Annotated in this window: 22 protein-coding genes and 1 tRNA gene; 19 read left to right on the forward strand and 4 right to left on the reverse strand. The window is 36.1% G+C overall.

Annotated features, from left to right (window positions below; translation table 11 throughout):
- Positions 1-245: 245 nt before the first annotated feature.
- The 6 genes from ACFYKX_RS07520 to ACFYKX_RS07545 all read left to right on the forward strand — a co-directional run bounded on the left by ACFYKX_RS07520 (position 246) and on the right by ACFYKX_RS07545 (position 6,082).
- Entirely contained in the window at positions 246-1,487 is a 1,242-nt protein-coding gene (locus ACFYKX_RS07520; protein ID WP_389359642.1) for an ATP-binding protein, read from the forward strand.
- A 220-nt stretch (positions 1,488-1,707) separates the two neighbouring features.
- A complete protein-coding gene (locus ACFYKX_RS07525; protein WP_389359644.1) occupies positions 1,708-2,280 on the forward strand; it encodes a sigma-70 family RNA polymerase sigma factor in 573 nt (190 codons plus the stop codon).
- Positions 2,261-3,619, forward strand: coding sequence for a DUF4179 domain-containing protein (locus ACFYKX_RS07530; protein ID WP_389359646.1), 1,359 nt, complete (start codon positions 2,261-2,263; stop codon positions 3,617-3,619). The genes ACFYKX_RS07525 and ACFYKX_RS07530 overlap by 20 nt, the downstream gene beginning before the upstream one ends.
- A 130-nt stretch (positions 3,620-3,749) precedes the next feature.
- Positions 3,750-4,229 carry a GNAT family N-acetyltransferase gene (locus ACFYKX_RS07535; RefSeq protein ID WP_389359648.1) on the forward strand — a complete coding sequence of 160 codons (480 nt, stop codon included), beginning with the start codon at positions 3,750-3,752 and terminating at the stop codon, positions 4,227-4,229.
- A gap of 95 nt (positions 4,230-4,324) precedes the next feature.
- A complete protein-coding gene (locus ACFYKX_RS07540; RefSeq protein WP_389359650.1) occupies positions 4,325-4,690 on the forward strand; it encodes a hypothetical protein in 366 nt (121 codons plus the stop codon).
- Positions 4,691-4,846: 156 nt separating this feature from the next.
- A complete protein-coding gene (locus tag ACFYKX_RS07545; RefSeq protein ID WP_389359652.1) occupies positions 4,847-6,082 on the forward strand; it encodes a CNNM domain-containing protein in 1,236 nt (411 codons plus the stop codon).
- A 208-nt stretch (positions 6,083-6,290) separates the two neighbouring features.
- Here the strand turns inward: ACFYKX_RS07545 and ACFYKX_RS07550 are convergent, their stop codons facing one another.
- Positions 6,291-6,425, reverse strand: a complete 135-nt coding sequence (locus ACFYKX_RS07550; RefSeq protein ID WP_389359655.1) for a hypothetical protein — start codon at positions 6,423-6,425, stop codon at positions 6,291-6,293.
- A 176-nt stretch (positions 6,426-6,601) separates the two neighbouring features.
- Between ACFYKX_RS07550 and ACFYKX_RS07555 the strand changes: the two genes are divergently transcribed.
- Positions 6,602-6,674, forward strand: a tRNA-Val gene (locus tag ACFYKX_RS07555).
- A gap of 96 nt (positions 6,675-6,770) precedes the next feature.
- On the opposite strand, the gene ACFYKX_RS07560 is transcribed toward ACFYKX_RS07555, so the two are convergent.
- Both ACFYKX_RS07560 and ACFYKX_RS07565 read right to left on the reverse strand, forming a co-directional pair.
- Positions 6,771-9,518: an alpha-amylase family glycosyl hydrolase gene (locus ACFYKX_RS07560; protein ID WP_389359657.1), complete on the reverse strand. Its 2,748-nt coding sequence runs from the start codon at positions 9,516-9,518 to the stop codon at positions 6,771-6,773.
- 427 nt (positions 9,519-9,945) lie between these two features.
- A complete protein-coding gene (locus ACFYKX_RS07565) occupies positions 9,946-10,497 on the reverse strand; it encodes a GNAT family N-acetyltransferase (protein WP_389359659.1) in 552 nt (183 codons plus the stop codon).
- A gap of 144 nt (positions 10,498-10,641) precedes the next feature.
- On the opposite strand from ACFYKX_RS07565, the gene ACFYKX_RS07570 reads away from it, so the two are divergent.
- The 6 genes from ACFYKX_RS07570 to ACFYKX_RS07595 all read left to right on the forward strand — a co-directional run bounded on the left by ACFYKX_RS07570 (position 10,642) and on the right by ACFYKX_RS07595 (position 17,151).
- A complete protein-coding gene (locus ACFYKX_RS07570; RefSeq protein ID WP_389359661.1) occupies positions 10,642-11,124 on the forward strand; it encodes a PaaI family thioesterase in 483 nt (160 codons plus the stop codon).
- Positions 11,125-11,151: 27 nt separating this feature from the next.
- Positions 11,152-11,463 (forward strand): hypothetical protein, encoded by a 312-nt coding sequence (locus ACFYKX_RS07575; protein ID WP_389359663.1) that lies wholly within the window; start codon positions 11,152-11,154, stop codon positions 11,461-11,463.
- 19 nt (positions 11,464-11,482) lie between these two features.
- Positions 11,483-12,694 carry an MFS transporter gene (locus ACFYKX_RS07580; RefSeq protein WP_389359665.1) on the forward strand — a complete coding sequence of 404 codons (1,212 nt, stop codon included), beginning with the start codon at positions 11,483-11,485 and terminating at the stop codon, positions 12,692-12,694.
- 35 nt (positions 12,695-12,729) lie between these two features.
- Positions 12,730-14,514, forward strand: a complete 1,785-nt coding sequence (locus ACFYKX_RS07585) for a S9 family peptidase (RefSeq protein WP_389359667.1) — start codon at positions 12,730-12,732, stop codon at positions 14,512-14,514.
- A 487-nt stretch (positions 14,515-15,001) separates the two neighbouring features.
- Positions 15,002-16,492 (forward strand): alanine/glycine:cation symporter family protein, encoded by a 1,491-nt coding sequence (locus tag ACFYKX_RS07590; RefSeq protein WP_389359669.1) that lies wholly within the window; start codon positions 15,002-15,004, stop codon positions 16,490-16,492.
- Positions 16,493-16,629: 137 nt separating this feature from the next.
- Positions 16,630-17,151: a mismatch-specific DNA-glycosylase gene (locus tag ACFYKX_RS07595; protein ID WP_389359671.1), complete on the forward strand. Its 522-nt coding sequence runs from the start codon at positions 16,630-16,632 to the stop codon at positions 17,149-17,151.
- Between the two features lie 13 nt (positions 17,152-17,164).
- Here ACFYKX_RS07595 and ACFYKX_RS07600 read toward each other — a convergent pair whose 3' ends face one another.
- Positions 17,165-18,091, reverse strand: coding sequence for an endonuclease I family protein (locus ACFYKX_RS07600; protein ID WP_389359673.1), 927 nt, complete (start codon positions 18,089-18,091; stop codon positions 17,165-17,167).
- A gap of 175 nt (positions 18,092-18,266) precedes the next feature.
- On the opposite strand from ACFYKX_RS07600, the gene ACFYKX_RS07605 reads away from it, so the two are divergent.
- The 6 genes from ACFYKX_RS07605 (at position 18,267) to pepF (ending at position 26,967) form a co-directional block, all read left to right on the forward strand.
- A complete protein-coding gene (locus ACFYKX_RS07605) occupies positions 18,267-19,799 on the forward strand; it encodes a M1 family metallopeptidase (RefSeq protein WP_389359675.1) in 1,533 nt (510 codons plus the stop codon).
- 171 nt (positions 19,800-19,970) lie between these two features.
- Positions 19,971-20,654, forward strand: coding sequence for a response regulator transcription factor (locus tag ACFYKX_RS07610; RefSeq protein WP_389359677.1), 684 nt, complete (start codon positions 19,971-19,973; stop codon positions 20,652-20,654).
- Position 20,655: 1 nt separating this feature from the next.
- The gene (locus ACFYKX_RS07615; protein WP_389359679.1) at positions 20,656-21,657 is read left to right on the forward strand and encodes a sensor histidine kinase; all 1,002 of its coding nucleotides are present in this window, start codon (positions 20,656-20,658) and stop codon (positions 21,655-21,657) included.
- A 96-nt stretch (positions 21,658-21,753) separates the two neighbouring features.
- A complete protein-coding gene (locus ACFYKX_RS07620; RefSeq protein ID WP_389359681.1) occupies positions 21,754-22,437 on the forward strand; it encodes an ABC transporter ATP-binding protein in 684 nt (227 codons plus the stop codon).
- Complete coding sequence (locus ACFYKX_RS07625; protein ID WP_389359683.1) at positions 22,434-25,028, forward strand: FtsX-like permease family protein; 2,595 nt, start codon at positions 22,434-22,436, stop codon at positions 25,026-25,028. The genes ACFYKX_RS07620 and ACFYKX_RS07625 overlap by 4 nt, the downstream gene beginning before the upstream one ends.
- Positions 25,029-25,182: 154 nt before the next feature.
- Entirely contained in the window at positions 25,183-26,967 is a 1,785-nt protein-coding gene (gene pepF / locus ACFYKX_RS07630; RefSeq protein ID WP_389359685.1) for an oligoendopeptidase F, read from the forward strand.
- Positions 26,968-26,994 lie beyond the last annotated feature (27 nt).

Here is a 26,994-nt window from a genome sequence, read left to right on the forward strand (position 1 = left end):
GTTACATAACAGATTGTTTTTAAAAAATTGAATTAATAACCATAAATTACAAAAAATGATATAATAATAAGGCTGGTTGGATTCAATCTTTTTTTGCCGGTCCACCGTCATACAAATAACTCTAGTTGGAGGTGTAGTACACCTCTATTTTTTAAGTGGAAACTTGTCGAATGGTGTAGTTTTTTATTTGACTGATTCATTTTATCGTTCTTACTTTTATTTCAACAAGTTATGAGGTGTTTAATTTGATAGATACTAGCCCCATAATTATGAATATATTAATTGTACTGCTATGCATATTTTTTATTCATATATATTGGTCAAATCCTAGAAGGAAAAAGAATAATAAAAATGTATTAATCCTTGCCACAGGGGCAATCTGTATATTTTTTGTGATGACCTATCCTTTTACACTAGAGCCAGGGAATATTTATGATCTTAGAAAAATTCCAATCATATTAGCAACCTTTTATGGAAGTATCCCGATTGGACTTACGCTCACGATTGGGATGCTCATTTATCGAGTCATGATAGGTGGAATAGGTGTTATTTTAAGTTTCATTGTCTATGCATTAATCTTTATCGCTATGATCCTATTAAAAAAGAAATTTGATGAGTCAGGCTTGAAGAAAAGAATTGTCATAGCTACTTCAATAGCTGGAATAAGCTCTTTTTTAGGACCCGTTATGGACAAATTTAGTGGTGTTCCTATACTTGAAAATGAATTCATGAATTTTTACATAATATTTGTCCTTATCAACAGTGTAGTCATTGCTATTTGTGTATACATCGTTGAAAGAATGTTAGAAGGTTTCCAATTAAGGGAAACGATGGTCAATAACGAGAAGCTCCATGTAATTGGCCAATTAGCAGCTTCATTAGCACATGAGATTAGGAATCCCCTTACAGCAAGTAGGGGCTTTATTCAATTACTAGAGGAGATCGTCCCAGATCATTGCAGGAGGTATACAAAGATCTCAAGGGATGAAATGGACAGAGCACTTTCTATTATTGATGACTATCTAACTTTTGCAAAACCTGAAGCACATAAAAGGAAAAAAGTAAATTTAAAGGAAGTACTAGAGCAAGTTACACAATTACTTTCACCATACACGCTGTTACATAATGTAACGATTGTATTAAACCTTAAAGAAGGATGGGTCGAAGGAGACAGAGATAAATTACTTCAATGCTTTGTGAACCTTGTGAAAAATGCAATAGAATCCATGCCAAATGGCGGAGATGTTCGAATAAGTTTGTTTCAGAAAAAGAATCATGTGGTCGTTTCAATTGAAGATCAGGGAATAGGAATGACAAAAGAAGAAATTTTAAGACTAGGGACTCCCTTTTATTCTATGAAAGAAAAGGGTACTGGGCTTGGTATGATGGTAGTAATGAGTTTAATTAAAAATATGGATGGGTCCATTAACTTTAAAAGCGAACCTAACAAAGGTACCGAAGTTAAAGTATTAATGAATAGCATCTAACAAAGCATTACACTTGAGGTAATGCTTTTTTCTCGTTCTTCGCTCTGGGAAGCCTACTAATGATTAAAATATTCAGAATGTATCGTCGAACGAAAATTGTTACATCTATTCATGTATGGACAACGTGAATTTGCAAACCTAAAAAATGATTTATAAAAATGAACTCCTATTAATCATCTGTACCGTCTAAATTATGAGTTCAATAAAGGAGGACAGTTACATGGCTTTTTCAACCATAGATACACTGATCACGGAAGATATCGAAGACCTCGACGCTCTATTAGAGGAAATCATGGTTACGTACGGAACAGAGCTCGGTATTCTCGCTTTTTCCTATGTAAAGAACGTAGAAACCGCAAAAGATATTGTTCAAAATGTTTTTATTAAATGTTATTACAACTTAAAATCATTCCGTAGAAATTCAACCATCAAGACATGGCTATATAGAATTACGATTAATGAGTGTAAAGATCATCTAAGGTCATCTTTTTTTAGGAGGGTTATCCCAAGTGGTTTTATTAAGGACCAAACAGCTTCAACCATAGGTACACCTGAAAGTACCTTCTTCGAAAAGGAGAATAGGGAGAGCCTTATAAATGCTGTCATAAAGTTACCGGCAAAATATAGAGAGGTAATCTTTCTTTTTTACATACAGGAACTATCACAAAAAGAGATTGCTGATGTATTAGGGATTACCATTAACACGTTGAAGACTCGTTTAAGAAGGGCTAAATCGAATTTGAATCTTATCTTATTAAAGGAGGGTTTATCCAATGAATGGGAATTACAATAACTTAAAAGAAGAAATGATTAATAGCAATTTGCAAGAAAAACTTACCTTTACGAAAGAGGACCGAGAAAATGTTTTTGCAAGCTTAAATCGCAATAAATCAAAGGAGTCTAGTACTCGATTAAAGAGGCTATTTCCAAAAGTAGTGATTCCAGCCTTAACAGCTACATTCTTAATGATCGGATCAGCCATCTTACTTAATCAGGTTATTAATAGCTCAAACGGGACGCTAACTAATAAAGATTCAAATTTAACGTCAGGAAATGGGGACATTAATCATACATTTAGCATGCTAAACGAAGCGATTACAGACAACGGGATATCGGTAACGGTAAATAATGTACTTTTTGACGGAAAATTTATTTACCTTCATTACACTGCAAAATCAGATAGTAAAACTGTAACAGGTGAAAATAGTGACCCTGGAAATTTAAAAATAAAGGTAAATGGTGTGGAGAAATCTTTTAAACTAGAAGGATACGGGGACCATACACTTTTGCCTAATGAAGAAGAAGTTATCGCTCAATTAAAACCAAAGGGAAATCTCCCTGATACTTTTCAGCTTGATGCTTCCTTTCAAAAAATAGGCCAAACTGAAGGGGATTGGGAATTTAGTATTCCTGTTGCAAAGTCGGATTATTTAGTTAAGAAATTTAAGCCAAATGTTAGTTCAACCTACGCTAAGACTAATACGAAGATGTCCGTTAAAGAAGTGATCTTCTCACCAACTCAAACAAAAATTTATACAAGTGTGAAGAATCCTATCTATCATACTGATATTGTTCAAGAAATGATTACTGATGAGAGTGAACCAATGATGATGTATGAGGTTTTGAATGAGTTTAATGAAGTTATCCCTGTCTATCATACATTAAGTGATAACTATTCACCGATCTTAACCATTGCCCCAACTAGAAATTTAGAGAAATTGCCTGAAAGTTTAACATTGAAAACAATCGTTATGAGAACATGGGGAGGCTCTTATGAAGGGAAGCCGCACGAGCTAGAAAAAAGTGCCCCACTTTCCACAACTACACCTTTCTTAGTTGAACAAGAAAAAGATGCAGGAATTCGAATTCAGAAGGTAGAAAAAAAGCAGGGAGAAATTTGGATTCATTACGATATCGAGGGGAATCTTCCATTATATCGTAACTCTATCTACCTAATGGGAGACGGGCAAACAACAATAAATCCTACAAATTATGGGGATATGAATTATTATCAAAGATCACATATAGCGAAATTTAAAACAGATGAACCAATAGAAAATTTAAGAGTTGGAACATTTGCAACAGATTATCGTGAGATTAAAGAACTAGAAGTGAAAATTCCTATAAAGTAAGAAACAGGGCTGCAGTTCAAAGTTGCAGCCCTGTTTTATTAGGAGAAATTCAAATTAGTAGCTTAAAACCTAAAATCTAGTTACAATACAAAAGGAAATAATATCCTATTTTTAGATGGAGAGGTTTAGGATGAATAGTCAAAAGCAAATCAGGTTAAAAAGGTATACTGCAGAATTTAATGAAAAATTAGGTGAATTTGAATTGCCAGCTGAGCAAGAACAGTTTACAGCGATGCCTATTGAAATGTTAGAAGTTACAGAGGAGAGACATCCAATTGTCATCTTAAGTGATTGGGAGCCAGTTGGCTTCTTTGTCCTTCACTCTAGTGAGCGAGTGAAAGAATATAGCGATAATCCGAAAGCGATGCTACTAACGGCTTTGTCCATTAATTACGCTCAACAGGGGAAAGGTTATGCGAATAAAGGGATGAGTCTATTAAGAGATTTCATCACTCAAGAATTTCCTAATTGTAATGAGGTTGTTCTAGCCGTTAATCACAAGAATATTCCAGCACAAAAGCTATATGAAAAGGTAGGCTTTACAGATACATACAGAAGAAAAATCGGACGCATTGGTGAGCAATATATCTATAGTCTTACATTAGGATAATTTTGTACTAAACCTAAGTCACTCAAAAAAAGATTAATAAAACTGCCTATTCTTGCGAAAAATAAAATGATGAATAATATTATGAAGGTGACACTATGAGAAGAGTACTTGTATCCTTTATTTTCGTATTTTTATTTTCGCATTTATGGGGATTTTCCGCTTTAGGTGAGCAACCAGATAAAAAGTTAATGGAAGAAATCATCGTTCAAGGATTACATGGGGAAATTTCAAAAGCTATTAAGGAAAAGTACAATATGAAAGTTGCTCAGTATGACGGTGTTGAAATCGTTTCAATTACAAAAGAAGCTCAGTACGAACCTTCAGAAGAAATGAAGCCTGGGATGACTTACGAAATAGTAATCAAGCTGTCGGCATTAATCAATGAGGATAAAAGGTCGTTGGAAATTACATTCGTTAACGGGGAAAATGGATTTGTTGCAACCAAAGTTAAACCTTATTGAACAACAGGCCAGACTTTAACAGAGAGTTATTTCCATCTCGATGGGAGAACTCTTTTTTTATAGTAGCTAGGTTTTGATTTAACCAACCTGTTTGTGTTATATATAGGGAATCAATACATATTTTTGGCAACTTATACATGATATGGAGGCTTTTTAGTGTTTATTGCGATCATCTTTTTTTTACTAATGTCTTTTTTCTTGTCAGGAAGTGAGACCGCACTTACGGCTGTTAATAAAATGAAGCTTAAGACGAAAGCGGAAAACAATGATAAGAAATCAGAGAAGTTATTAAATCTTGTGACTAGACCGGACGAGTTGATAACTGCAATATTAATTGGAAACAACATAGCAAATATTATGCTACCAACATTGGTGACAATCATTGCCATTCAATATGGGTTTAATGTTGGGATTGCGACTGGGATTCTAACAGTTGTATTAATCATTTTTGCAGAAGTGTTGCCTAAATCCATTGCAGCCACTTTTGCTGATAAAATCGCTTATATTGTATTTCCTGTGATTCGAGTATTAATGCTAATCCTTAAGCCATTAACGTTTCTACTGTCCATGTTTACTCGTGCAGTTATAAAAATGATTTCAAAAGGTCAGGAAACAGAGGTTTCTTTTTCGAGAGAAGAGTTAATCACCATGGTTGACATAGCTTCAAGTGAAGGAACATTTCAAAACGAAGAAACAAAGAGAATAAAAGGGGTTATTGATTTCTACGACTTAGATGTTCGTGATGCATTAAAAACTCCTCGGGTCGAAATGGAAGGAATTCCGTTAGAGTCCACTTTTGAGGAAGCAAGGGAGATTGTCATGAATCACCGCTTCTCGAGATATCCTGTTTACAAAGATAATATGGATAATATTGTAGGAGTTTTCCATTCAAAACAATTGCTCTCTTGGTCCATTGAAGAGGATAAAACGATCGAGGATTATATGGACGATGAGCCGTTATTTATATTTGAATTTCATTCAATTGAAAAGGTCTTTAAGAAAATGTTAAAAGAACGAAAGCACTTGGCAGTTGTCCTTGATGAATATGGGGGTACAAGAGGACTCATAACTAACGAAGATATTATTGAGGCCATGATTGGTCAAGAAATTAAAGACGAGACAGATGAACATGAGGAAGTTCTTATTGACGAACTAACAGATTCACATATTATTTGTAACGGAAAATTATCATTACATCGACTTAATGAAGTGTTCAAGACGAAGATTCCAGAGGAAGAAGACATTCTTTCCGGATTTCTTTTAAAAGAACTCGGCCATTTTCCTGAAGAAGGCGAGACGCTTGAGTATCATCACTTACATTTCACGATTCAAAAAATTGATGAAAATCGAATTAAGCAAGTAGAGATTAAGAAGAAAATAGCTACTGCTTAGGACGACTTTTTACGAAGGACGCGCAAAATATCACTGTGATAGAGTTTAAAGGTCGGACAGCTTGGTTTGACTTAAACCCGTGTACAAAGCGATTCATTTGTAACGGATTCTTGAATAGTTTTAGACTTAAAAGGAATGCCAAAAGGTATGGGGTATTACAGTGTGAGGCTAAAGTATAAAAGCAACCTAAATGGTTGCTTTTATACTTCTAGTTTGTCTTAAAATCCTTATCGTTGTCACCGATTTGATCTCTTCTTTCAGGCCCTTTGTTATCTTTCCCTTTGTCTTTAGGTAGCTTTCCTCCTAAGCTTACATTAGGAAAAAATGTTTCTTTCTCACGCATTTGTGCTCACCTCCATTTATAAAATGCCCAATATTGTAACAATCTTGTATTTTTTATAAGCGAGTGTACATTATAAAGTCTTGGGTGATAAGTAGATAATCATTGACAATTAAAGAAAAAAATAATATATTATTTAATGTCCTCATAACAACGTTAGGGACAAAAATTAATACCCAGATTCCGTAGCTCAGCTGGGAGAGCGCTACCTTGACAGGGTAGAGGTCGCTGGTTCGATCCCAGTCGGAATCATACTTAAAAAAACTTACCTTTAGTGAAAGGTGAGTTTTTTTCATTTACTTTATCATTCAAAAAAAGTGCCCCTTCTATAAAGAGGCACCTTCTATATTAACGCACTTTTCTTACTTCCACTTTTCGTTCGTCAAGAGCATTAAAAACAAACACATACTCACCATCTGTTTCTGGAGTGTAGGAGAGATTATCTCCATCTAACCAGTTGCCATCCATTACGTATTTAAACTCCACTCTTTGACCTGCAGTTAAAGCGATCTTATCACTTTGCCAAACCTTCTCGTTCATATTATAAGATAGTGAGAAGTTATTTCCTTCCCAACTAAGAGGTTCGCTTCCTCTTAAAACTACCTCATAATACTTTTTACTATCATCCGTAACCTTTACAAGCTTACCAGTTACTTTATAAATCGCAAACGATTTATCATCTACTGAAAGTGATAATTGTCCCTTATTATTCTTAGCAAAGTCTTTTTTATCTAATGCATTTCTAAGGTTGACTGATTTTAAGTTTGGTTGATTGTATAGTTCATTGATAGATAGCTCTCTAGCGTCACCTTTATTGACAACTACTAAGAATTTATCATTCTTGTAGTTACGTTCATATACAAATACATCACTAGTGACATGTATTTCTTCGAAGCTTCCTGTGCGTAGAGCTTTTTCCTTATTTCGTAATTGAATAATGTCTTGATAGAATTTCTTTAAGTCTGTATCTTGATCTTCTTTATTCCAAGGCATCATTTCACGATAGTAACGATCTTTCCATTCGTCCACGCTATTGTGGTCTTTACTTTGTGATAAACCAACCTCTGTACCATAGTAAATCGCTGGGGCACCAGGAAGGGTAAATTGAGTGGCTGCAGCAAGCTTCAGCTTATCAACATCTCCACCTGCTTCATATAAAAATCTTGGCTTATCGTGATTGTCTAGGAACGATATCGTTACATATTCTTCTGGATAAGTTGAGAGATTATCCTGGATCGTGTTTCTAAGTTCAAGCATAGAATGATTTTTTGCAAATACATTAACCAACGCATCTGACATACCAAAATCAAGAGCACCATCTAATTTTCCAGCATATGAGTTGATTTTTTCACGACTATCCCAAACCTCACCAAAAATAAATGCGTCCGGATTTAGCTTTTTAACAGTATGACGGAAATCCACCCAGAAACTATAGCTAGGACCTTTTGCATAGTCTAGTCTAAATCCATCAAAATCTAGTTCTGTTAACCAGTAAGGAGCTACATCATTAATCATGTAATTGCGAGTTTCTTGGTTATCGTTGTTTAGTTGTGGAAGCTCTTGAACACCATAAAATGTTTTATATTCATTCGGCCAATCTGTGAAAGTGTACCAGTTGTAAAACGGACTACCTTCACCCTTTGCTTTAGCGTCTTCGAAAAAAGGATGCTTGCTGGAAGAATGGTTTGGAACAAAGTCATAGACAACTTTTATCCCCTGATCATGAGCTTCTTTAATAAGCTCCTTCATTAATTCTTTGTCACCGAAACGAGAATCGATTTCTTTAAAATCTGTTGGGTGATAGCCGTGAGAATATGGACCTTCAAAGACAGGGGAAATCCAAATCGTATTAATTCCAAGCTCTTTGATATATCCAAGTTTTTCTTTAACCCCCGCAAGGTCTCCACCCATCCAGCCTTTTAAACGCTCATCATAGGATAAGTCAGGATCTACAGATGAATCATTGTTTTTCGGGTTTCCATCACGGAAGCGATCTACAAAAATATGATAGATAGATGCATCTTTAGCCCATTGTGGTGATTGGAATTTGTCCACGTAGTAAGCAAATTCAGTTGCATCCTCTGCAGCAAAACTATTTGTATCAGCAAACTGAGATCCCTCACCATTTGTATACCAAACATCTAATTTATATTTAACTCGAGTTTGATTTGCTTGTTTTGGAATAACCCCTGTTAAAGTAGATACATAGATTCCATTTTCTCTTTGTTCTGTAGAAGCTACTGTCGCTTCTGCTACTGTTCCGTTAGATACAACTCCGCGTTTTCCAGCTGGAGAGGATCCATCTGTTGTGAAGTAGATAGCCCCTGCATTAATCGGGCCATAGTGTTCTACAGTCGTTGTTACTGTGACATCATCTGTTTGCGAAGGGACAAACGGACTATGATTAAAATTGTGAGTTACATTTTCGGCGATTGGAATAGCTGCCCATTCAGTGATGACATCCTCTACAATGGTTCCTTCCTTAGAGAACGTCGCTTTACGATTTGTAGAACGAAGCTCTTTGTATTTATCTGATCCTAGTGCATATTGATATTCAATTGATTCCCCTGGGACTCCGCCAATTTCAAGCTCCCACTCATTTTCTACAGAGGTTTTTTCTAAGGAAGTTAATGAGTAATTAAAAGCGTTTAGACTTGAACCCAAAGTTAAGACAGCCCAATCAGGAGTTTCTTCGGGCACTTTTACCTTTAACGTAATACTTCCTTCAAAGCTATCGGCAAAATGAACATCTACTCTTCTTTCATCATGTGGATAGAAGGTAAAGATGTAGTTTCCAGTTCGATCTGGAGTGAAGGATAAGTTGCTTCCTGGCATCCAATTTCCGTTATATACATACTTGAATTCAACTGTTTTTCCACCAGTTAGTGGAATAGGGTTACTGTTCCAGACTTGATTTGTCTCATCATAAACTAATGGATTATTATTTGATGCCCAATCTAGAGGTGCCTCACTTCCTCTTAACACAACTGTGTCATATGTACCGTGATCTGCTGAGGCTTGTTGTGACACAAACGTTGGGTTGAAAAGGCTGAAAAGCATGATTAACGTTAAAAATACTGCTGAAAATCGCTTCACTAGCTATCCTCTCCTTTAATGTTTTGATAGTGTGCAATCGATTGCATTTTTACGGGTAGTGGACTATAAGAATTCTTTTGAAAAATCATAAAGAACCGCTTATAAATCAGTAAAAATAAACCAATCCACACTATCAATGTATCACAAACAAATATTTAAGAAAGCGTTTGCATAAAAAATGGGAAATCAGTCCTTTATCATAGTAAAGCTTGTACAAAATATGGATTACTATTGACAAATCAACTTTTTCCATCTGTTTAAGTTAATAATTTTTTCAGAAAAATTATACTATTTGCCTAGTTCTGGGGGGAGCGTTTTGCATGTATTAAAGTAAATTTTATATTTTGTAAACATTTAGAACTATTTTCATTAACCTGATAAGACTAAAAAACTGCAACCTCTTTTCAAGGTGCAGTTGGGGGAAGAATTATTTTTTTGTGAGACTCTTGGTTTTATGACTCCTTAAAACAGTAATAAATCCATCTAATATATCATGGCTAACGTTAAATCCTTTTCTCTTATAAAACTCTAATGCGTCAGCGTTGCCGTTTGACACAAATATAAAGTAATCTTCAACCTCACTAAATTGCCTCAACCAATCCATTGACATACTGAATAACATGGATCCGACTCCATATTTCCGATACTCTTCCTTTATATAAAATTGTGATAGGCAACCAACTAGTTCACGTTTGACAGATGCCATATCAAAGAAAGTGGCAAAATCATTTGAGTAAGCCTCTTTGGGTGAGATATTGGAATACACATAACCAACAGTCTTCCCATGATCTTTAACCACAACGATATAATTATGTCTAGCATTTTTTATAGACGGAAGCATTCGAGTTTCAAAATTCATAGAATCAAATAATTCCGGTGTTATATATGCTTTAGATTTTTGAAATGCCATTAAATCATTACAGACATCTCTACATTCTTCAACTCTTTCAACAGGTAGAACTTCATAGGTTATATTCATATTCATCAACTCCAATACCGGCTAATCAACCAGATCTATATATTAAATAATAAATGATAAATGGCTCTTTTTATACTATTAGAATCATGTTTAGCCTATATATCTATTAATATGTTAAAATATTCAAAAAAAGGAGTGGTGATAATGGAGCAAGTTGTAAAAGCAATTCAAGATGATTACCCAGATGATTTTGCGTGGTGTTATGGTTGTGGACGCCTAAATAAAGATGGGCATCATTTCCGTACAGGTTGGGATGGGGAAAAGACCATTACAATCTATACACCAAAACCTGAGCATATAGCAATTCCAGGTTTTGTATATGGTGGATTGCTGGCATCCTTAATCGATTGCCATGGTACTGGCTCAGCTGCTATTGCATTACATCATAAAAATGGACATGAAATAGGAGATGAAGCGCAACCACCACGATTTGTTACGGGCTCTTTGAATGTCAGCTTTCAAAAACCCACTCCTCATGGTGTGCCTTTAAAGGCTATTGGTACCGTTCATGAAATTCACCCAAAGAAGTGGAAGGTAGAGGCTGAAGTCTATGCAAATGACGTACTAGTTGCTACAGGGGAAGTCATCGCTGTGTTAGCACCAAAGACCTTTACAGAAAAACAGTAACCAAGGAAATGAAAGTCAGGTAAGATTATGATGATACAAATTCAAAATCAGATTGAGGAAATGTTTAATCGTATTGAGATTTTCCCAGAGTACTCGGAAGATACTATAAAAATAAGCAGATTTTCCTGGAACAACGATGTAGTTGATTTTCTTGTTGAATACTATATTGAACATCGAAAGTTTGTATTTCATTATAGTGACTTGTTAGCTCGTGACTTAGATATTGAGCCTGTAGATCCTCTTAAACAATTAGAGTGCGAAGTAAAGTATATAAAAAGAATGGTTGAAAGAGGAATCGGAGCCAAGGAGTTCTATCCTTTTACAAGAATAGAAGATTGAAAAAAACTAGGAGCATCTTATGAGAACACATACCCTTTCCTCGCATAATATTCGAGTCATGTTTTGGGTCCGTTTTTTTGGCACCATCAATTTTATTGCACCCGTACTTACGTTGTTTTATTTAGGTCGGGGATTAGAAGCTTCACATATCCTATGGCTCCAATTGTTCTGGAGTGGAGCAGTCCTCATTGGAGAGGTTCCAGGGGGCGTGGTAGCAGACAGGTATGGTGCAAAAGTATCGTTCCTCATCGGGGTAGTTATTAAAATTATAAGTATTGTAGTGTTAATATTTGCCCATGATCCATGGATGTTCTTCTTATTTAGCGCATTAAATGGATTCTCCGTAACCTTTTTCTCTGGAGCAGATGAAGCGCTAATCTATGAATCATTAAAAGAGGATAACCAACATCACCGTATGGATGTTGCGATGGGAAAAATCCAATCTGCGGGATTTATTTCTATGATCTTAGCAGTTATTTTTGGTGCATACTTTGCAAAAGATTTAAAGGATGAACAGTTTGTTTTGTTAATTATTCTCGGATTGATTTTTCATCTATTTGAATTTGTACTGATCTTCTTTGTGAAAAGCCCACAGAATACAGGGTTTTACAAAGAGAACCCATTTAAGCAAGTGGTTTCAGGTGTAAGGGCAATTCGAAAAGCACCAACTTTACTTCTATTATTTATCAACTTTACCCTGGTGTTCATCCCAGCGGACTCCGTGTATGAAGCATTCAATCAACCTATCTTTACTGGGGCAGGACTACCCGTTGTGATGATTGGGGTATTATACGCATCAGCCGCTGTTCTAGGTTTTATTACGTCGCGGTCAGTAGGTTGGTTTACAGAGCATTTTTCAAGGAAGACTTTAATGACCTTGACGGGAGCTCTAGCAGCTATAGGTCTATTTTTATCCGCAATGATGGGAGAGTCTCTTTGGATTATCATAGGAGCATTCTTTGTGTTAAGAATGGGCCAAGCGATAAGAAGACCAATTTATTCACAATTGAAAAATGATTTAATTCCGTCAGAAATTCGTGCTACTACTCTATCGCTCATTTCTGTTTTAGACTCTGCATTTGACCTTATCGTATTTGGGTTATTATCTGTTGTCGCCCTAAAAGGATTAACAGGGATTTTGATAGCGAGTAGTGTAATTGCATTAATTGGAACGATTACTCCTATACAGTGGGGTAAAAATAAAAAGTCATCAGTACATAGAACGGCTTGAACCACTATAAAGAAAAGATTCAAAGGAGAACAAACATGATCAACTTTCCAAACCCAAGCATTGAGAGCTTTTTCCGTACGCTAAATATTTTAGATTTTGACGTAGATCCAAATGAAGAGAAGATTGTCTACTCTACTAACTTAAACGGTTACTATAATTTATGGGAATTAAAGATTGGACACCCTTATCCATACCAAATGACAACGGCAAATCAGATGAACTCATTTGTAAAATACGACCCCAAACATCATCATATTTTAACTGGATATGATCATGATGGAGATGAGGATTATCATATTTATGCGATTCCTCCCAATGGTGGAGAAACTTCAGCCATTTTAAAACAAGATGGGGAAAAGTTTTATTACGGCGATCTATCCGAAGATGGGAAAACTCTTTACTACATAACAAGTGTGGATAATCCAAACTTCCTCAATATTGGTCGAATAAATCTTGAATCTGGTGACAAAGAGATCCTTATTCGTGGCGAAGATGGACCAAGTTATTTATATGCGGTCAGCCCAGATGAGTCTTCGTTTGCGTATTCAAAAGAAATTGGAAATACTAGCTCATTTGGTTATATAGCAAGCAACAATGAACATATTCCAATTACTCCTAGTCAGGAAATATCACACCGAGTGAACGAAGTAGTTTATCTTAATACAGATGAACTGTTAGTACTTACAAACTTTGAGAGTGAATTTAGTTATCTTGCCAAGTTTCAAATAAGTACCCGTACTTTTGAGAAGGTTGTTGAAATAGAGGGGCATGAATTATCTAGTCTAACATTAGATAAAAAGAAGAAAAGAGTATTTTTCGTGGCAGAACGTGGCGTAGAAGATTACTTATACCATCTCGACCTTTTCGATACTAAGTTAGAAAAGCTTGATAAACCCTTTGATATGGTTAACAAGCTACTTGTTGGCGAGAAGGGGACAGTATTTGCTTTAGGTCGTTCAACAACAACGCCTGCTAACCTTTTCCGCAGCTCTGATTTAAAAACTTGGGAGAAGCTAACGGACCATCGAATTATTGGTGTTGGGAAAGAGGATTTAACCGAGCCGGAAGTACTAACATACTCAAGCTTTGATGGAAAAGAGATAGAAGCTCTTTATTTTGCTCCAGCGAAAGAAATAGATAATGGATTTACGGTCCTTTGGCCACATGGTGGGCCACAGCATGCTGTACGAAAAACATTTAGTCCATTGTTCCAATACTTATGTACACAGGGATTCAGAGTGTTTGCTCCGAACTTTAGGGGTAGCACTGGTTATGGAGAAAGCTTCATGAAGCTAGTAAACAAGGACTGGGGCGGTGGCCCAAGATTGGATATCATTGCAGGGATGGAATGGTTAGACCAACAAGGAAAGTCAGAAAAAAATAAATGGTTCTGTGTCGGTGGTAGCTATGGAGGTTATATGACGTTGCTCCTTCACGGTCGTCATGCGGATCAATTCAAGGCATTTGTTGATATATTTGGTCCAAGTAACCTATTTACAACGATTGAAACAGCTCCTGAACATTGGAAGGCTGCAGACAAAGAGCTAATTGGAGATGCTGTATTAGACCGTGAAAAATTAATTGAAGATTCGCCTATGACATATATTGATCAAATGACCAAACCAATGCTCGTCATTCAAGGAAAGAATGATCCTCGCGTGGTAAAAGTAGAGTCAGATGTCATTGTCGATGCCATGAAGCAGCGAGGTCAGGATGTAGAATACCTTGTGCTAGAAGATGAGGGACATGGTTTTTCAAAAACTGAGAATGCGATTAAAGTATATAAGTTACTCGTTAGCTTTTTACAAAGGTATGTTTAAAGTTAGTAGAAGCTGGGACATAAGTATCTAAGTCAATGCTAAACCCGAAGTATTAGGTGATATTTTAATGGATATTTCGCCTAATAGTTCGGGTATTTATTTGTTTTCAATAGATTTGTTGCTTCTGCAAACCATTATTAATAACTAGTGGAATGGAGCGGAAGCCACTCGACTCCTGCGGGAAGTAGAGGAAAGGCTGAGACCCCGGAGGCGTAGCCGAGGAGGCTCAGCTTCCTCCCCGCGGAAAGCGAGTGGCTGCAGCGCAATGGAACGAACTTATTCTTCCAACTTAACTCATTGATAAGTAACAAAGTGTATTAAGATTTGTTCATCTTTCATTATAGTTTATTAAGTTATGTCCCAACCTCTTCTTTTTGCCGTTACGATTATATTACACTTATCAAAAAATTTAAAATATTTATAAAAAACTTGTTCCAATTTGTGACAGGTTTAAATTATAATTAAGAAAAATAAAGGAGGGATACTTTTGGAACAATTTGCTAACTGGCTAAGTGGTATTATCTGGAGTCCAGCACTTATTTATTTATGTTTAGGTACAGGTTTATTCTTCTCCCTAGCAACGCGTTTTCTTCAAGTTCGTCACATGGGGGACATAGGGAAATTAATGTTTCAAAAAACGAACTCATCAGCAGGGATTTCATCCTTCCAAGCTCTAACACTAGCCTTATCGGGCCGTGTTGGAACTGGTAATATTGCTGGGGTTGCAACAGCGATTGCTTACGGTGGTCCAGGGGCTGTCTTCTGGATGTGGCTTATTGCCTTTTTAGGAGCTGGATCCGCATTCGTTGAGGCTGCATTAGGGCAAGTTTATAAACAAAAGCAAGATGGACAATTCCGTGGGGGGCCTGCTTATTACATTGAAAAAGGGCTAAACATTAAATGGTACGCAGTACTATTCGCTGCTGTTACGGTATTAGCGACAGGTGCGTTACTACCAGGTGTTCAAGCTAATAGTATTGCCCTTGGTATGGAAGAAGCATTTGGTATTAATCCGTGGATAACAGGTCTTGTCATTGTTGCAGTCCTTGCGTTCATCATTTTAGGTGGAGTTAAACGTATTGCAAGGGTTGCTGAGTTCGTAGTACCATTTATGGCTGCAGGCTATATTATCGTTGCACTCATTATCGTATTCTTAAATATTTCTCAACTTCCTGATATTCTAGCACTTATTTTCTCAAGTGCATTTGGTCAAGATGCAGCCTTCGGTGGAATTATCGGTGCTGCGATTGCCTGGGGAGTTAAACGTGGGATCTACTCAAACGAAGCGGGTCAAGGGACTGCTCCACATGCAGCATCAGCTGCTGATGTATCTCACCCAGCAAAGCAAGGGTTAGTTCAAGCATTTTCGGTTTACATCGATACATTATTTATCTGTTCGGCTACCGCGTTTATGATTTTAATTACAGGAATGTATAACGTAACTCCTGAAGAGGGTGCGCCAATTGTTACGACACTTGGTGAAATGGAACCTGGACCAGGATATACACAATCAGCAGTTGAGTCTGTAATGCCAGGTTTCGGTGCTCCGTTCGTTGCGATTGCACTACTATTCTTCGCTTTCACAACCATTATGGCTTACTACTATATGGCTGAGACGAACTTAGCTTATATTAATCAAAAAACAAAGCGGGTTTGGACTGAATATGTTTTAAAATTTGTCTTACTTGGCATGGTTTTATACGGAAGTGTTAAAACAGCTGGTCTTGCCTGGACATTAGGTGATATTGGTGTTGGAAGTATGGCGTGGTTAAACATTATTGCCATTCTACTTTTAACAAAACCTGCACTTAAGATTCTTAAAGACTATGAAGCTCAGAAAAAAGAAGGCAAGGATCCAGTCTTTGATCCAGTGAAGGTTGGAATTACAAATGCTGACTTCTGGGAAAAAGAATATAAAGCAAGTAACAATCAAGTAAACACTCCTGTTTCATCTCCAGGTACCCCAGTGGATAAATAAGGTACCTAAAAACCAGTGTGACTCTATTATTTCAGAGCCACACTGGTTTTTTGTTTTTAGAGCGGGTCTTCATGTTGTTTGTAATAAATACTTAAAAAAGTTATAGTACAATAAACTAATTAAAGCGGAGGTCTCTAATGAAGCCTATTGAAGACCGTATTAAAAAGCAATTAGATGTTCTTTTTGTTGGTTTCAACCCAAGTATAAAATCTAGTGAGACTGGCACCCATTTTGCGAATCCTACAAACAGGTTTTGGAAAATTCTCTTTGAAGCAGGGATTACACCTAGAAAGTTTGATACATCGGAAGATCGCTCGCTTTTGAATCTTGGTTATGGTCTTACCAATATTGTTCCAAGACCGACAAAGGCAGCCGATGAGATTACAAAAGAAGAGTATAAATTGGGGAGAGAGCAGTTAAAGGAGAAAATTCTAACTTACAAGCCAAAGATTGTGTGTTTTGTTGGAAAGGGCGTCTATCAGGAGTATAGTGGAAAAAAGAGTCTTCCATGGGGAGAACAAGAAGAGTCAGTAGTGCCTGGAACGATTGATTTCGTAGCACCATCATCTAGTGGTTTAGTGCGCATGCGAATAGGTGAGGTCATTGAGATCTATAGACAGTTACCAGAGCTAGTGGCTACGATTAAGTCAAAAGCTTGAGTTTCCCATTTACTTACCCAATGGGAAACTCTATTTTTTCAACAAGTTCCGGAAAATCAATAAAAGGATTCCGATTACCTTGTATTCGGTAAATAGCTTGATTCCGGTGTCTTTCATATAAGGATACCTCGAACTCCTGATTCCATCTTAAAAGAACGGATAAATTCATTCGTTTTAGAGTCGATTTTTTTATCGCTTTAGGATAGCGCAATAGAAAATAAAGCATGGCTCTCGCAACGACCCCTTTTCCATATTCCGGCTCAAACAAGCCCTCCATGGCTAGTCCACATTGATTTTGAATCCTTTCATTAGGTGATTCAGGCACATAAAACGAAAAATCGGTATACGGAAAATTGGAACGGCTGGTATTGCAATCTCTTTGGCAGGCAAACAGATGATGTAAATCTCCCTTCATTGGCTCTCTTCCACCAAACCAAGATTGTGGAACAATATGTTCCGTATTCATTTTTAATTCCCATTCAATTCTTTTTAACTTTAAGTTTATTTCAGCCTTGCTCATTGTACTCATTAGAGCGGTTTGAAACATCTCGTGACGTTGTTTAATCGTATTAAAATCTTCCCTAATAAGTGTTTGAGGGTCTTCAACCATACCTGAGTAAATACTTTTTACTGTCCCATTTGGTTGAAGATCAACCCAAGTATATAAATACATATCCTTACTAAGAAAGTATGGAAGTTGGTTTTTATGAGTTCTCTTAACTAACTCATGTAACTTGTTAAATGAATAGTTTAGATTAGAGCGTGTTTGATAGTAGTGTTTTATATCTCTTTGGTCTATCTGTTCATCGTAATAGATGTTCAAATTTTCCTCGATTTTCATTCTATTTTTCTTAAGAATGATTAGAGGTTTTTGTAGGTTTTTATAAGCGTTCATTTTCTTTGAAATTTTAAATTTACCAGTTCCTTTCACTCGCTTCATCTCCCTCCCTTCTTATATTCTTGTAATCTTATTTTATGGTAAAATGTTTCATTTCAACAACACTAAAAACTAGTAAAACGTTTTTGTGTTTATTTGGTATAAATTTCTAGTAATGTTGTATAATGGAATTCTGATAAAAAATATATAGATAAACAGATTAAAAGGGGAGATATTGTTGAAGAGGGTCCTGTTTGCTTTTATGGCTTTACTAATCCTAGTTGCAGGATGTAGTAAAGAAACGAATGGTAAGAAAGAAGAGGAAGTAAATCAATCAGAGGAGAATACGGAAGTTAAAGATGGTGAGAAGGAACAGGTAGAGGAAAAGCATGTAGAAGAGGCTATTGTCTTCAAGAAATCCTCTCCTATCAAAATGGATAAAAGCCTTCCACTTGAAACTCTTGATGCTTTTAAGGTTCAAACGAGAGAAAATGAAAATGAAGCTTCCTATCATCTAGATCTTACTTTGAAAGAGGACGATGTATTTGATGTAGTGGCAACGATTAACGTTAAAAATTTATCACAGGATGTATGGGATGATATGATTTTTCATTTTATTCCGAATGCTTTTACAGAAGAAAACAAGCCAGAGTACTTAGAAAGCAAAGCGGACGTGAGTATAAGAGAAATTTTAATAGATGATAATTCAGTTGACTATCGTTTGCAACACGATAATCTACAAATATTACTTGAACACCCTTTACATCAGAATGAGGAACAGGAAGTAAAGATTTCGTATAGTTTTACAGTTCCTACTGATGGAATTCGTCTTTCAAAAATGGGAAAAAACTTTTATTTAGCACAATGGTATCCAATGTTATCTCCTTATCATTCTGGTTGGGATAAGATGGACTATGGGGCGGGGGAGTCGTATCATAGTGATTTTAGTAACTTTACAGTGGATTACCATCTGCCAGAAGATTTTATCATTGCAAGCTCAGCTGACAATGATCCGATTCAAAAAAGTCGTGAAGGAAAATTAGCGGGAGAAAATATAAAAGAGTTTTATATGACCTTTATGAAAGACATGAATGTTTCAAAAAGAGAGGTTGATGGAACCGAAATAAGGGTTTTTAGTTATCCAGAAGATGATTCGCATCGTGAAAAGCATCTGGAGTTAGCTGCCGAAACACTTCTCTTTTTTAATGAAAACTTTGGCCAATACCCACATAAACAATTAGATATTATTATGGATGAAGGTGGAATGGAATACCCTGGAATTGTTACAGTTTCTAAAGGTGGCCCTAACGCACACACAGTTATTCATGAAATAGCACATCAGTGGTTTTATGGAATGGTTAGTAATCACCCATACTATACCCCATGGATTGATGAAGCCTTAACAAACTATGCCACATATCTGTTTTTTATGAAAGGTCAGAACCAAGGGCCAGGCACGGCGTTTACGCGAGCGAATGATCTCTTACAAATGGGAAAATCGCATGGTCCAATGAAACCATCTAATTTACACACTGTAGATTATACAGGTCAACCAATGTCTTATGTGGTATCTGTATATGAAAATTCTTCTCTGGAGCTGTGGGAACTTTCTGGAGAAAATGCTGATGTAGGTTTAGATTATTTAAGAAAATACTTTAACCTTTATGCGTATAAAGAGGTTGATGCAAACGAGTGGCTAAGATATACGAGAGCCTTTTTCCAAATTGAAGATGTTAGTCAGTTAAGTGATTGGATTTCTTTTGAGGAGTAGGAATGCAAGTTGAATAGTACCACTTAGAATAGAGCCAGAGAACATGTTGGCTCTATTTCTTTTGGAGCATAAATGTGAAACTATCTCCTAGGATAAAACGTCGTTAATAGGGAAGTGGCTTTCTAAGAAACGATAATAATGAAGTAATAAAACGTAAGGATGATGATCTTCATGAAAGTATTGCTTGTAGAAGATGATAAGACGATTGCCTCAGGGCTTCAATATTCACTTGAGCAAGACCAATTTCAAACGGTTCTTTGCCATGATGTTCAAGCAGCCAAGAAAGTGTTAGAAGAAGATTTGGCTTCCATTTCCCTTTGCTTGTTTGATTTATCATTACCGGATGGAAGTGGGTATGATCTATGCAAAATGGTAAAGGAACGAAGTGATAAACCCGTTATATTTCTTACAGCCATTGATGATGAGGTGAATGTCGTGATGGGTCTAGACATGGGGGCGGACGATTACATAACAAAACCTTTTCGCATAAGGGAGCTTTTATCGAGAATTAAATCTGTATTAAGAAGATACAACAACCAAGCTCAGCCAAAAACAGTTATTGACATACATGATATAAAAATCAATACGCTTGAAGGAAAAGTGTATAAGCGGGATGAAGAAATTCTGGTTACTGCTTTGGAATATCGTTTGCTGCTCATTTTTGCAAACCATATAGGACAAATCCTTTCTAGAAATCAGTTGCTAGAACAAATATGGGATGTGGCTGGTGACTTTGTAAATGATAACACACTAACTGTGTATATTAAGAGATTACGAGAAAAACTAGAAGACAATCCTCAGGCACCTACTATTATTAAGACAGTTCGTGGTTTAGGCTACAAGGTTGGTGACTAGCATGCTGCGCAATAAAGAGATACAAATTCTATTATTATTTATGTGTACAATTAGCTTGGTAGCAATTGTTATAAGTGCTTATTTGGCACCAGCAAGTGTATGGCTTATCGGAACCACTTGTTTGCTACTAACTGTCTGTAGCATTCTTTTTACTAGATGGAGATACAACGAAATAGAAAAGCTATCTAGCTATTTACGACAAATCACTAATGGCAATTATTCACTTGATGTTCGTGATAATCGAGAAGGGGAACTAAGTATCTTAAAAAACGATATTTATAAGGTGACACTTATGCTTTCAGAGCAAAGCTCCTTTCTTCAAGAAGATAAATTAAAGCTGACGAATGCTATCTCTGATATATCGCATCAACTGAAAACCCCTTTGACTTCCATGTTAATGATGGTAGATTTACTAAGTGATACAAATCTATCATTAGAACAGAAAACTGAATTCACACGTAATATTCGCATTCAACTCGAACGAATAGAGTGGCTTGTATCATCTTTACTTAAAATCTCAAAGATTGATGCAGGATCAGTACTTTTTAAAAGAGAGCATGTATCCGTAAACAAGCTAATTCAAAAAGCTTTAGAACCCATCCTCATTCCAATGGATATAAAGGAGCAAACCGTTTCTATAGAAGGAGAAGAAACGGTTTCGTTTGTTGGAGATTTAAATTGGACATCAGAAGCCATAATCAATATTTTGAAAAATTGTGTTGAACATACACAAAATGGTGGAGAGATTAAGATTTCACATCAAGAAAACGTATTATTTACTGAGATTGATATAACAGACAATGGGAAGGGAATTCCTAAAGAGGATCTTCCTTATATATTTAAACGTTTTTATAAAGGTAAGAACTCTAGTGAAGAGAGTGTTGGAATTGGACTAGCGATGGCACATAGCATTATTACGAGTCAAAACGGAACGATAGATGTGAGTAGTGAGGTAGGAAAAGGTACAAAATTTCTTATCAAGTTCTATAAGCAAATCATTTAATAGCGCTTAAGTGACTAAATTGTCATTTAACAGTCACTTGATAGTCATTTTAGGCAGATATACTAAAGCCAATCAACAATAATTGGAGGATTTATCATGGAAATTTTAAAAATAGAAGGTCTGTCTAAAGTGTACGGAAAAGGTGACACAGCTGTTAAAGCTCTTGATAATGTTTCATTTTCAGTTAAAAAGGGAGAATTTGTTGCAATTATTGGGCCGTCGGGTTCAGGGAAGTCAACGCTGTTACATATGTTAGGTGGGGTTGATCGACCAACGAGTGGAAAAGTATGGGTGGATCAAACCGATATTTATAACCTTAACGAAACTCAATTAGCCATTTTTAGAAGAAGGCAAATTGGATTAATCTATCAATTTTATAATTTAATACCGGTCTTAACGGTTGAAGAGAATATTACATTGCCTATGCTTCTTGATGAACATAAAGTGGATAGGAAACAATTAGAAGATATCCTCAAAATTCTTGGTCTAGAAAAGCGCCTGAATCACCTTCCCAATCAGTTATCAGGTGGACAGCAGCAACGTGTTTCGATTGGGAGAGCACTTATTAGTAATCCAGCGATTATGCTAGCTGATGAGCCTACCGGTAACCTAGATAGTAAAAATAGCGCTGAAATCATAGAATTACTTAAAATGTTTAATAAAACCTATAAACAAACGTTACTAGTAATCACTCATGATGAGCGAATTGCCCTTCAAGCAGATCGAGTCATTAGTATCGAGGACGGAAGAATTGCCAAGGATGAGGTGATTCGACCATGAATATTGTAAATAAATTGACCATTAGGCATCTTAAGCAAAATAAAAGAAGGACGCTAGTGACCATAATTGGGGTGATCATTTCGGTCTCGATGATAATGGCGGTTAGCACATTGGGGATATCTTTTTTAGATTTGTTAAAGAGACAAACGGTTGCCACAGAAGGAGAATGGCATGTTCTTTACCAAAACATTAACAAAGAGCAACTAGAAGTTATTCAAAGTGATTCTGATACGGAAGCATTGGTTATTTCGAGAGATAAAGGATTTGCAAATCTAGAAGGGGGTCAGAATGAAAACAAGCCGTACTTGTTTATTAAGGAGTACAATACGGAAGGTTTTAAGAGATTTCCTATAGAACTTAGCAAAGGAAGACTCCCAAAAGCAGAAAACGAGATTCTTTTATCAGAAGATATTGCTACCATTGGGAAGGTGAACTATGAAGTTGGGGACACTATCACACTTAACGTTGGTCACCGTTCATTAAAAACATCCCAAGGTACAGTAGTAGAGTTATCTCCATATGATCCTTTAGAAAGGGATAATGGGAAGGTTATTGAAAAGCTCGAAGCAATAGAAGCTAGTAACTTTAAGGTCGTTGGGTTTATGAAAAGACCGACTTGGGAGCCGGCGTGGTCACCGGGTTATACCGTTATTAGTTATATTGATGAAAAAATAATTGGGGCCAACGACTATATTAATGCTTCTGTTGTCTTAAAAGAAATAGATCGTTCTCTTTATGATCATGCGGAAAATTTAGCAAGTGCTGCAAACATTGATTCACTGTTTTTTAATAATGGATTATTACGCTATTATGGAATAACAAACAACGACGGATTAAGAAGTTTATTGTTTTCGCTATCTGCAGTGATTATGGGTGTAATTATCATTGGCTCTGTTGCGTTAATTTATAATGCTTTTGCCATCAGTGTGGCAGAACGTTCTCGTCACCTAGGTATGCTTTCTAGTGTAGGTGCGACCAAAAGGCAAAAGCGGAATTCTGTATTCTTCGAAGGAGCAATCATTGGTCTGATTAGTATTCCAATCGGAATTGTGTGCGGATTAGCGGGGATAGGTATTACGTTTTATTTTATTAACTCAATCATCCAAGGTGCTTTAGGGATGACGGAGAAGTTAACCGTTTCTGTTACACCTCTATCTCTTGTAGTTGCCTGTGCTGTGTCAATCTTGACTATTTTTATTTCAACTTATCTTCCGGCACGGAAAGCCTCAAAGATTACGGCTATTGATGCAATACGACAAACGACTGAAATCAAATTAACTGGCAAGGCAGTTAAGACTTCAAAAGTAGTTCGAAAGCTATTTGGAATTGAAGCTGAAATCGGTCTAAAAAACTTAAAGAGAAATAAGCGTAGGTATCGAGTAACCGTATTTTCATTAGTGATAAGTATTGTTCTTTTTCTAGCAGTTTCTTTCTTTACAGCTAATCTAAAAAAATCACTTGAACTATCACAGGATGGTGTCAATTTTGATATTCAAGTTACTTTTCATGAAGACATAGATCATCAATTAATAAACAAAATCTCATCCATTAACGATGTTTCGGAGACCGTATTTTCCAAGGAGCTTACATTGGTTTCTTGGATAGAAGAGTCCTCAATTGCCGATCAGTTGAAAGAGAATACGGAAAACAATCATTCCTTCCTTGAAGATGGGAAATATCCTTATAATATTAGGCTACATGGTTTAGATGAGGAAAGTCTAAAAGCTTATGCAAAAGAGGTAGGTGCTGACTCTAAACAGTTACTGGATCCGAATCAATCAGCAGCTATTGTCATAGATACGATTCCATTTGAGGATTTAGAAACGGAAAAATACGTAGAAACAAAGGTCATTCATACGGAAGTTGGTAAAAGTCTAGAACTATCTTACACAGATTATGAAACCGATGAAGAAAAGCATGTAGATAAATTGGAGATTGCTGCATTAACCGATAAATTTCCTATGGGCGTAATGCCAATGGGGCTTGGTGCATTAGATGTGATTGTTTTGGATTCCGTATTGGAACAATATGTGAAAGAAAACACGATTTTGTCTGCTCAGTCCTTCCTATACTTGAAAAGCGCTGACCCTATGGGAACACAAAGAGAAATTGAAGAAATGAAGCAAAGTAACGTATCACTCTATAATGTATATCAAGTTAGGCAGCAGGAAGAACAGATGATTTTACTAATGTCAGTCTTTACGTACGGGTTCATTGTATTAATCACCCTTATATCAATAGCAAATATTTTCAACACAATTTCTACGAGCATATCTCTACGAAAAAGAGAATTTGCGATGTTAAAATCTGTGGGAATGACTTCAAAAGGGTTTAACAAAATGATGAATTATGAAAGTATCTTTTATGGGTTAAAATCACTCCTTTACGGATTACCAGTTAGTGTATTAGTCATGTATTTAATTCATAGATCATTGATGAATAGCTTTAACTATGGATTCTCTCTACCGTGGTTAAGTATTTTATATGTGATTGTTGCTGTATTTATCATCGTAGGATCATCGATGCTTTATTCAATTTCTAAAGTGAAGAAAGAAAATATCATAGATGCATTGAAGCAGGAGAGTATATAAATTCACTTCTTGTTGGCAACTATATATTTTAGAACCAAAGAGTGAAAAGAACCAGACCCTCAATCTGGTTCTTTTTTAGCTATTAAGCATTAAAATTTAATAAATTCAGATAATTTTAGTACAATAAGGATAGCTAAACATAAGGAGTGTTATCATGATTACTTATAAATCAAGAGCTGACGTACCCACTCAAGAAAAATGGAATTTAGAAGATCTTTATTCAGATTTAAATAAATGGGAGCAGGACCTTTCTCAGATTGAAAAAATGGCAGCAGATCTTAAACAATTCGATGGCCAGATACATGATGGAAAAAGCCTATACCAATTCCTAAAACTACAAGAGGAATTGTCCTATAAATTTAATCACGTATATGCATACAGTATGCTTCAAGTAGATCAGGACACAAGAGAAACGAGTTCCCAATCCTTATTGGACCGTGCCAAAGGGTTAAGTGTTAAAGTTAGTTCTGCAACTTCATTCTTTATGCCTTTCTTATTAAGCTTAGATGAAGAAACCTTAAAGAAATATATTAACGAAGAGAATGGGTTAAAGTATTTTGAAGATGATTTATTTGAATCCTTTCGTTACAAAGCGCATGTTTTAAGCAAAGACCAAGAAGAGGTTCTCTCTCAGTTAGGAGAGGCTTTATCTGCACCTAGTAACACCTTTGGTATGATAAATAATGCCGATATCAAGTTTGGTGAAGTAACAGGTGAGGATGGGGAGAAAGTCGAGTTAACTAGAGGCATGTACTCAAAGCTAATGGAGAACGAAGACCGTGAAAAAAGAAAAGAAGCATACAAAGCCTTTTATAAGCCGTATCTTCAATTAAAAAATTCGATTGCTTCCACGCTTTCTGCTGCCATAAAGAATAACGTAACGATGGCGAAAATTCGTAAATATCCTTCAGCACTTGAAAAGGGATTGTTTGGGGATAATGTACCGAAAGAAGTTTATGAAAACCTGATTCAAACAACGAAAGAACATATTGCTCCATTTCATCATTATTCTAAAGTGAGAAAAGAGAAATTAGGTGTTGATGAGCTACGTCAGTACGACTTATATGTTCCATTAAGTGGTGTAAAACAAGAAATTTCTTATGATGAAGCCTATGAAACAATGATTAAAGCTTTAGCTCCTCTAGGGGAAGATTATGTTGAAACATTAAAGCAATTTAGGGATTCTCGATATATAGATGTAAGGGAAACACCAGGAAAACGTTCAGGTGCTTATAATTTAGGTGTTTATGGCGTACATCCATATATCTTGTTAAATCATCGCGATGATTTAAATAGTTTATTTACATTAGCACACGAGTGTGGACATGGAGTTCACAGTAAACTAAGTTCACAGCATCAACCACAGATTACTGCACGTTATAGCATATTTGTAGCAGAGGTTGCATCGACTGTTAACGAGGTATTGTTAATCAACTATTTATTGAAAAATGAAAAGGATGAGGAAGTACGAAAGCATCTTCTTAATCACTTTATTGATCAATTTAGAGGCACATTCTTTACACAAGTGATGTTTGCAGAGTTTGAAAAGTTAACTCATGAAAAGGCAGAAGAGGGTTCACCGTTAAATGTAGAAGTATTCAATGAAATATTTGAAGGTCTCTATAGAGAATATTACGGGGATGAAATGGTGTTTGATGAAGAAGTGAAGTATGGTTGGTCTAGAATTCCTCACTTCTACCGTCCATTCTACGTTTACAAATATGCAACTGGATTTGCGTCGGCCATCCATCTTGCGACAAGAATTTTAGAAGGGGATCAAGAGACATTGGAAAACTATCTCGAATTCTTAAAAAGTGGAAGCTCGGACTACCCACTAGAGTTATTAAAGAAAACGGGAGTAGACTTAACAACTCCATTGCCCATTGAAAATTCACTTAGAAAATTCTCAGAGCTTGTTGAGGAGTATTCTTTATTATAATTCCACCAACTATTTTCGGACAGTTAT

The organism is Cytobacillus spartinae, from assembly GCF_042865285.1.
GTDB lineage: Bacteria > Bacillota > Bacilli > Bacillales > Cytobacillaceae > Robertmurraya_A > Robertmurraya_A spartinae.

What these genes read in the sequence shown, in the direction of transcription:
- ACFYKX_RS07585 (WP_389359667.1), top strand. Translation starts at nt 12,730, where the DNA reads ATGATCAACTTTCCAAACCCAAGCATTGAGAGCTTTTTCCGTACGCTA.
- pepF (WP_389359685.1), top strand. Translation starts at nt 25,183, where the DNA reads ATGATTACTTATAAATCAAGAGCTGACGTACCCACTCAAGAAAAATGG.
- ACFYKX_RS07625 (WP_389359683.1), top strand. Translation starts at nt 22,434, where the DNA reads ATGAATATTGTAAATAAATTGACCATTAGGCATCTTAAGCAAAATAAA.
- ACFYKX_RS07580 (WP_389359665.1), top strand. Translation starts at nt 11,483, where the DNA reads ATGAGAACACATACCCTTTCCTCGCATAATATTCGAGTCATGTTTTGG.
- ACFYKX_RS07600 (WP_389359673.1), bottom strand. Translation starts at nt 18,091, where the DNA reads ATGAAGCGAGTGAAAGGAACTGGTAAATTTAAAATTTCAAAGAAAATG.
- ACFYKX_RS07620 (WP_389359681.1), top strand. Translation starts at nt 21,754, where the DNA reads ATGGAAATTTTAAAAATAGAAGGTCTGTCTAAAGTGTACGGAAAAGGT.
- ACFYKX_RS07535 (WP_389359648.1), top strand. Translation starts at nt 3,750, where the DNA reads ATGAATAGTCAAAAGCAAATCAGGTTAAAAAGGTATACTGCAGAATTT.
- ACFYKX_RS07610 (WP_389359677.1), top strand. Translation starts at nt 19,971, where the DNA reads ATGAAAGTATTGCTTGTAGAAGATGATAAGACGATTGCCTCAGGGCTT.
- ACFYKX_RS07525 (WP_389359644.1), top strand. Translation starts at nt 1,708, where the DNA reads ATGGCTTTTTCAACCATAGATACACTGATCACGGAAGATATCGAAGAC.
- ACFYKX_RS07575 (WP_389359663.1), top strand. Translation starts at nt 11,152, where the DNA reads ATGATGATACAAATTCAAAATCAGATTGAGGAAATGTTTAATCGTATT.
- ACFYKX_RS07565 (WP_389359659.1), bottom strand. Translation starts at nt 10,497, where the DNA reads ATGAATATAACCTATGAAGTTCTACCTGTTGAAAGAGTTGAAGAATGT.
- ACFYKX_RS07615 (WP_389359679.1), top strand. Translation starts at nt 20,656, where the DNA reads ATGCTGCGCAATAAAGAGATACAAATTCTATTATTATTTATGTGTACA.
- ACFYKX_RS07550 (WP_389359655.1), bottom strand. Translation starts at nt 6,425, where the DNA reads ATGCGTGAGAAAGAAACATTTTTTCCTAATGTAAGCTTAGGAGGAAAG.
- ACFYKX_RS07530 (WP_389359646.1), top strand. Translation starts at nt 2,261, where the DNA reads ATGAATGGGAATTACAATAACTTAAAAGAAGAAATGATTAATAGCAAT.
- ACFYKX_RS07595 (WP_389359671.1), top strand. Translation starts at nt 16,630, where the DNA reads ATGAAGCCTATTGAAGACCGTATTAAAAAGCAATTAGATGTTCTTTTT.
- ACFYKX_RS07570 (WP_389359661.1), top strand. Translation starts at nt 10,642, where the DNA reads ATGGAGCAAGTTGTAAAAGCAATTCAAGATGATTACCCAGATGATTTT.
- ACFYKX_RS07540 (WP_389359650.1), top strand. Translation starts at nt 4,325, where the DNA reads ATGAGAAGAGTACTTGTATCCTTTATTTTCGTATTTTTATTTTCGCAT.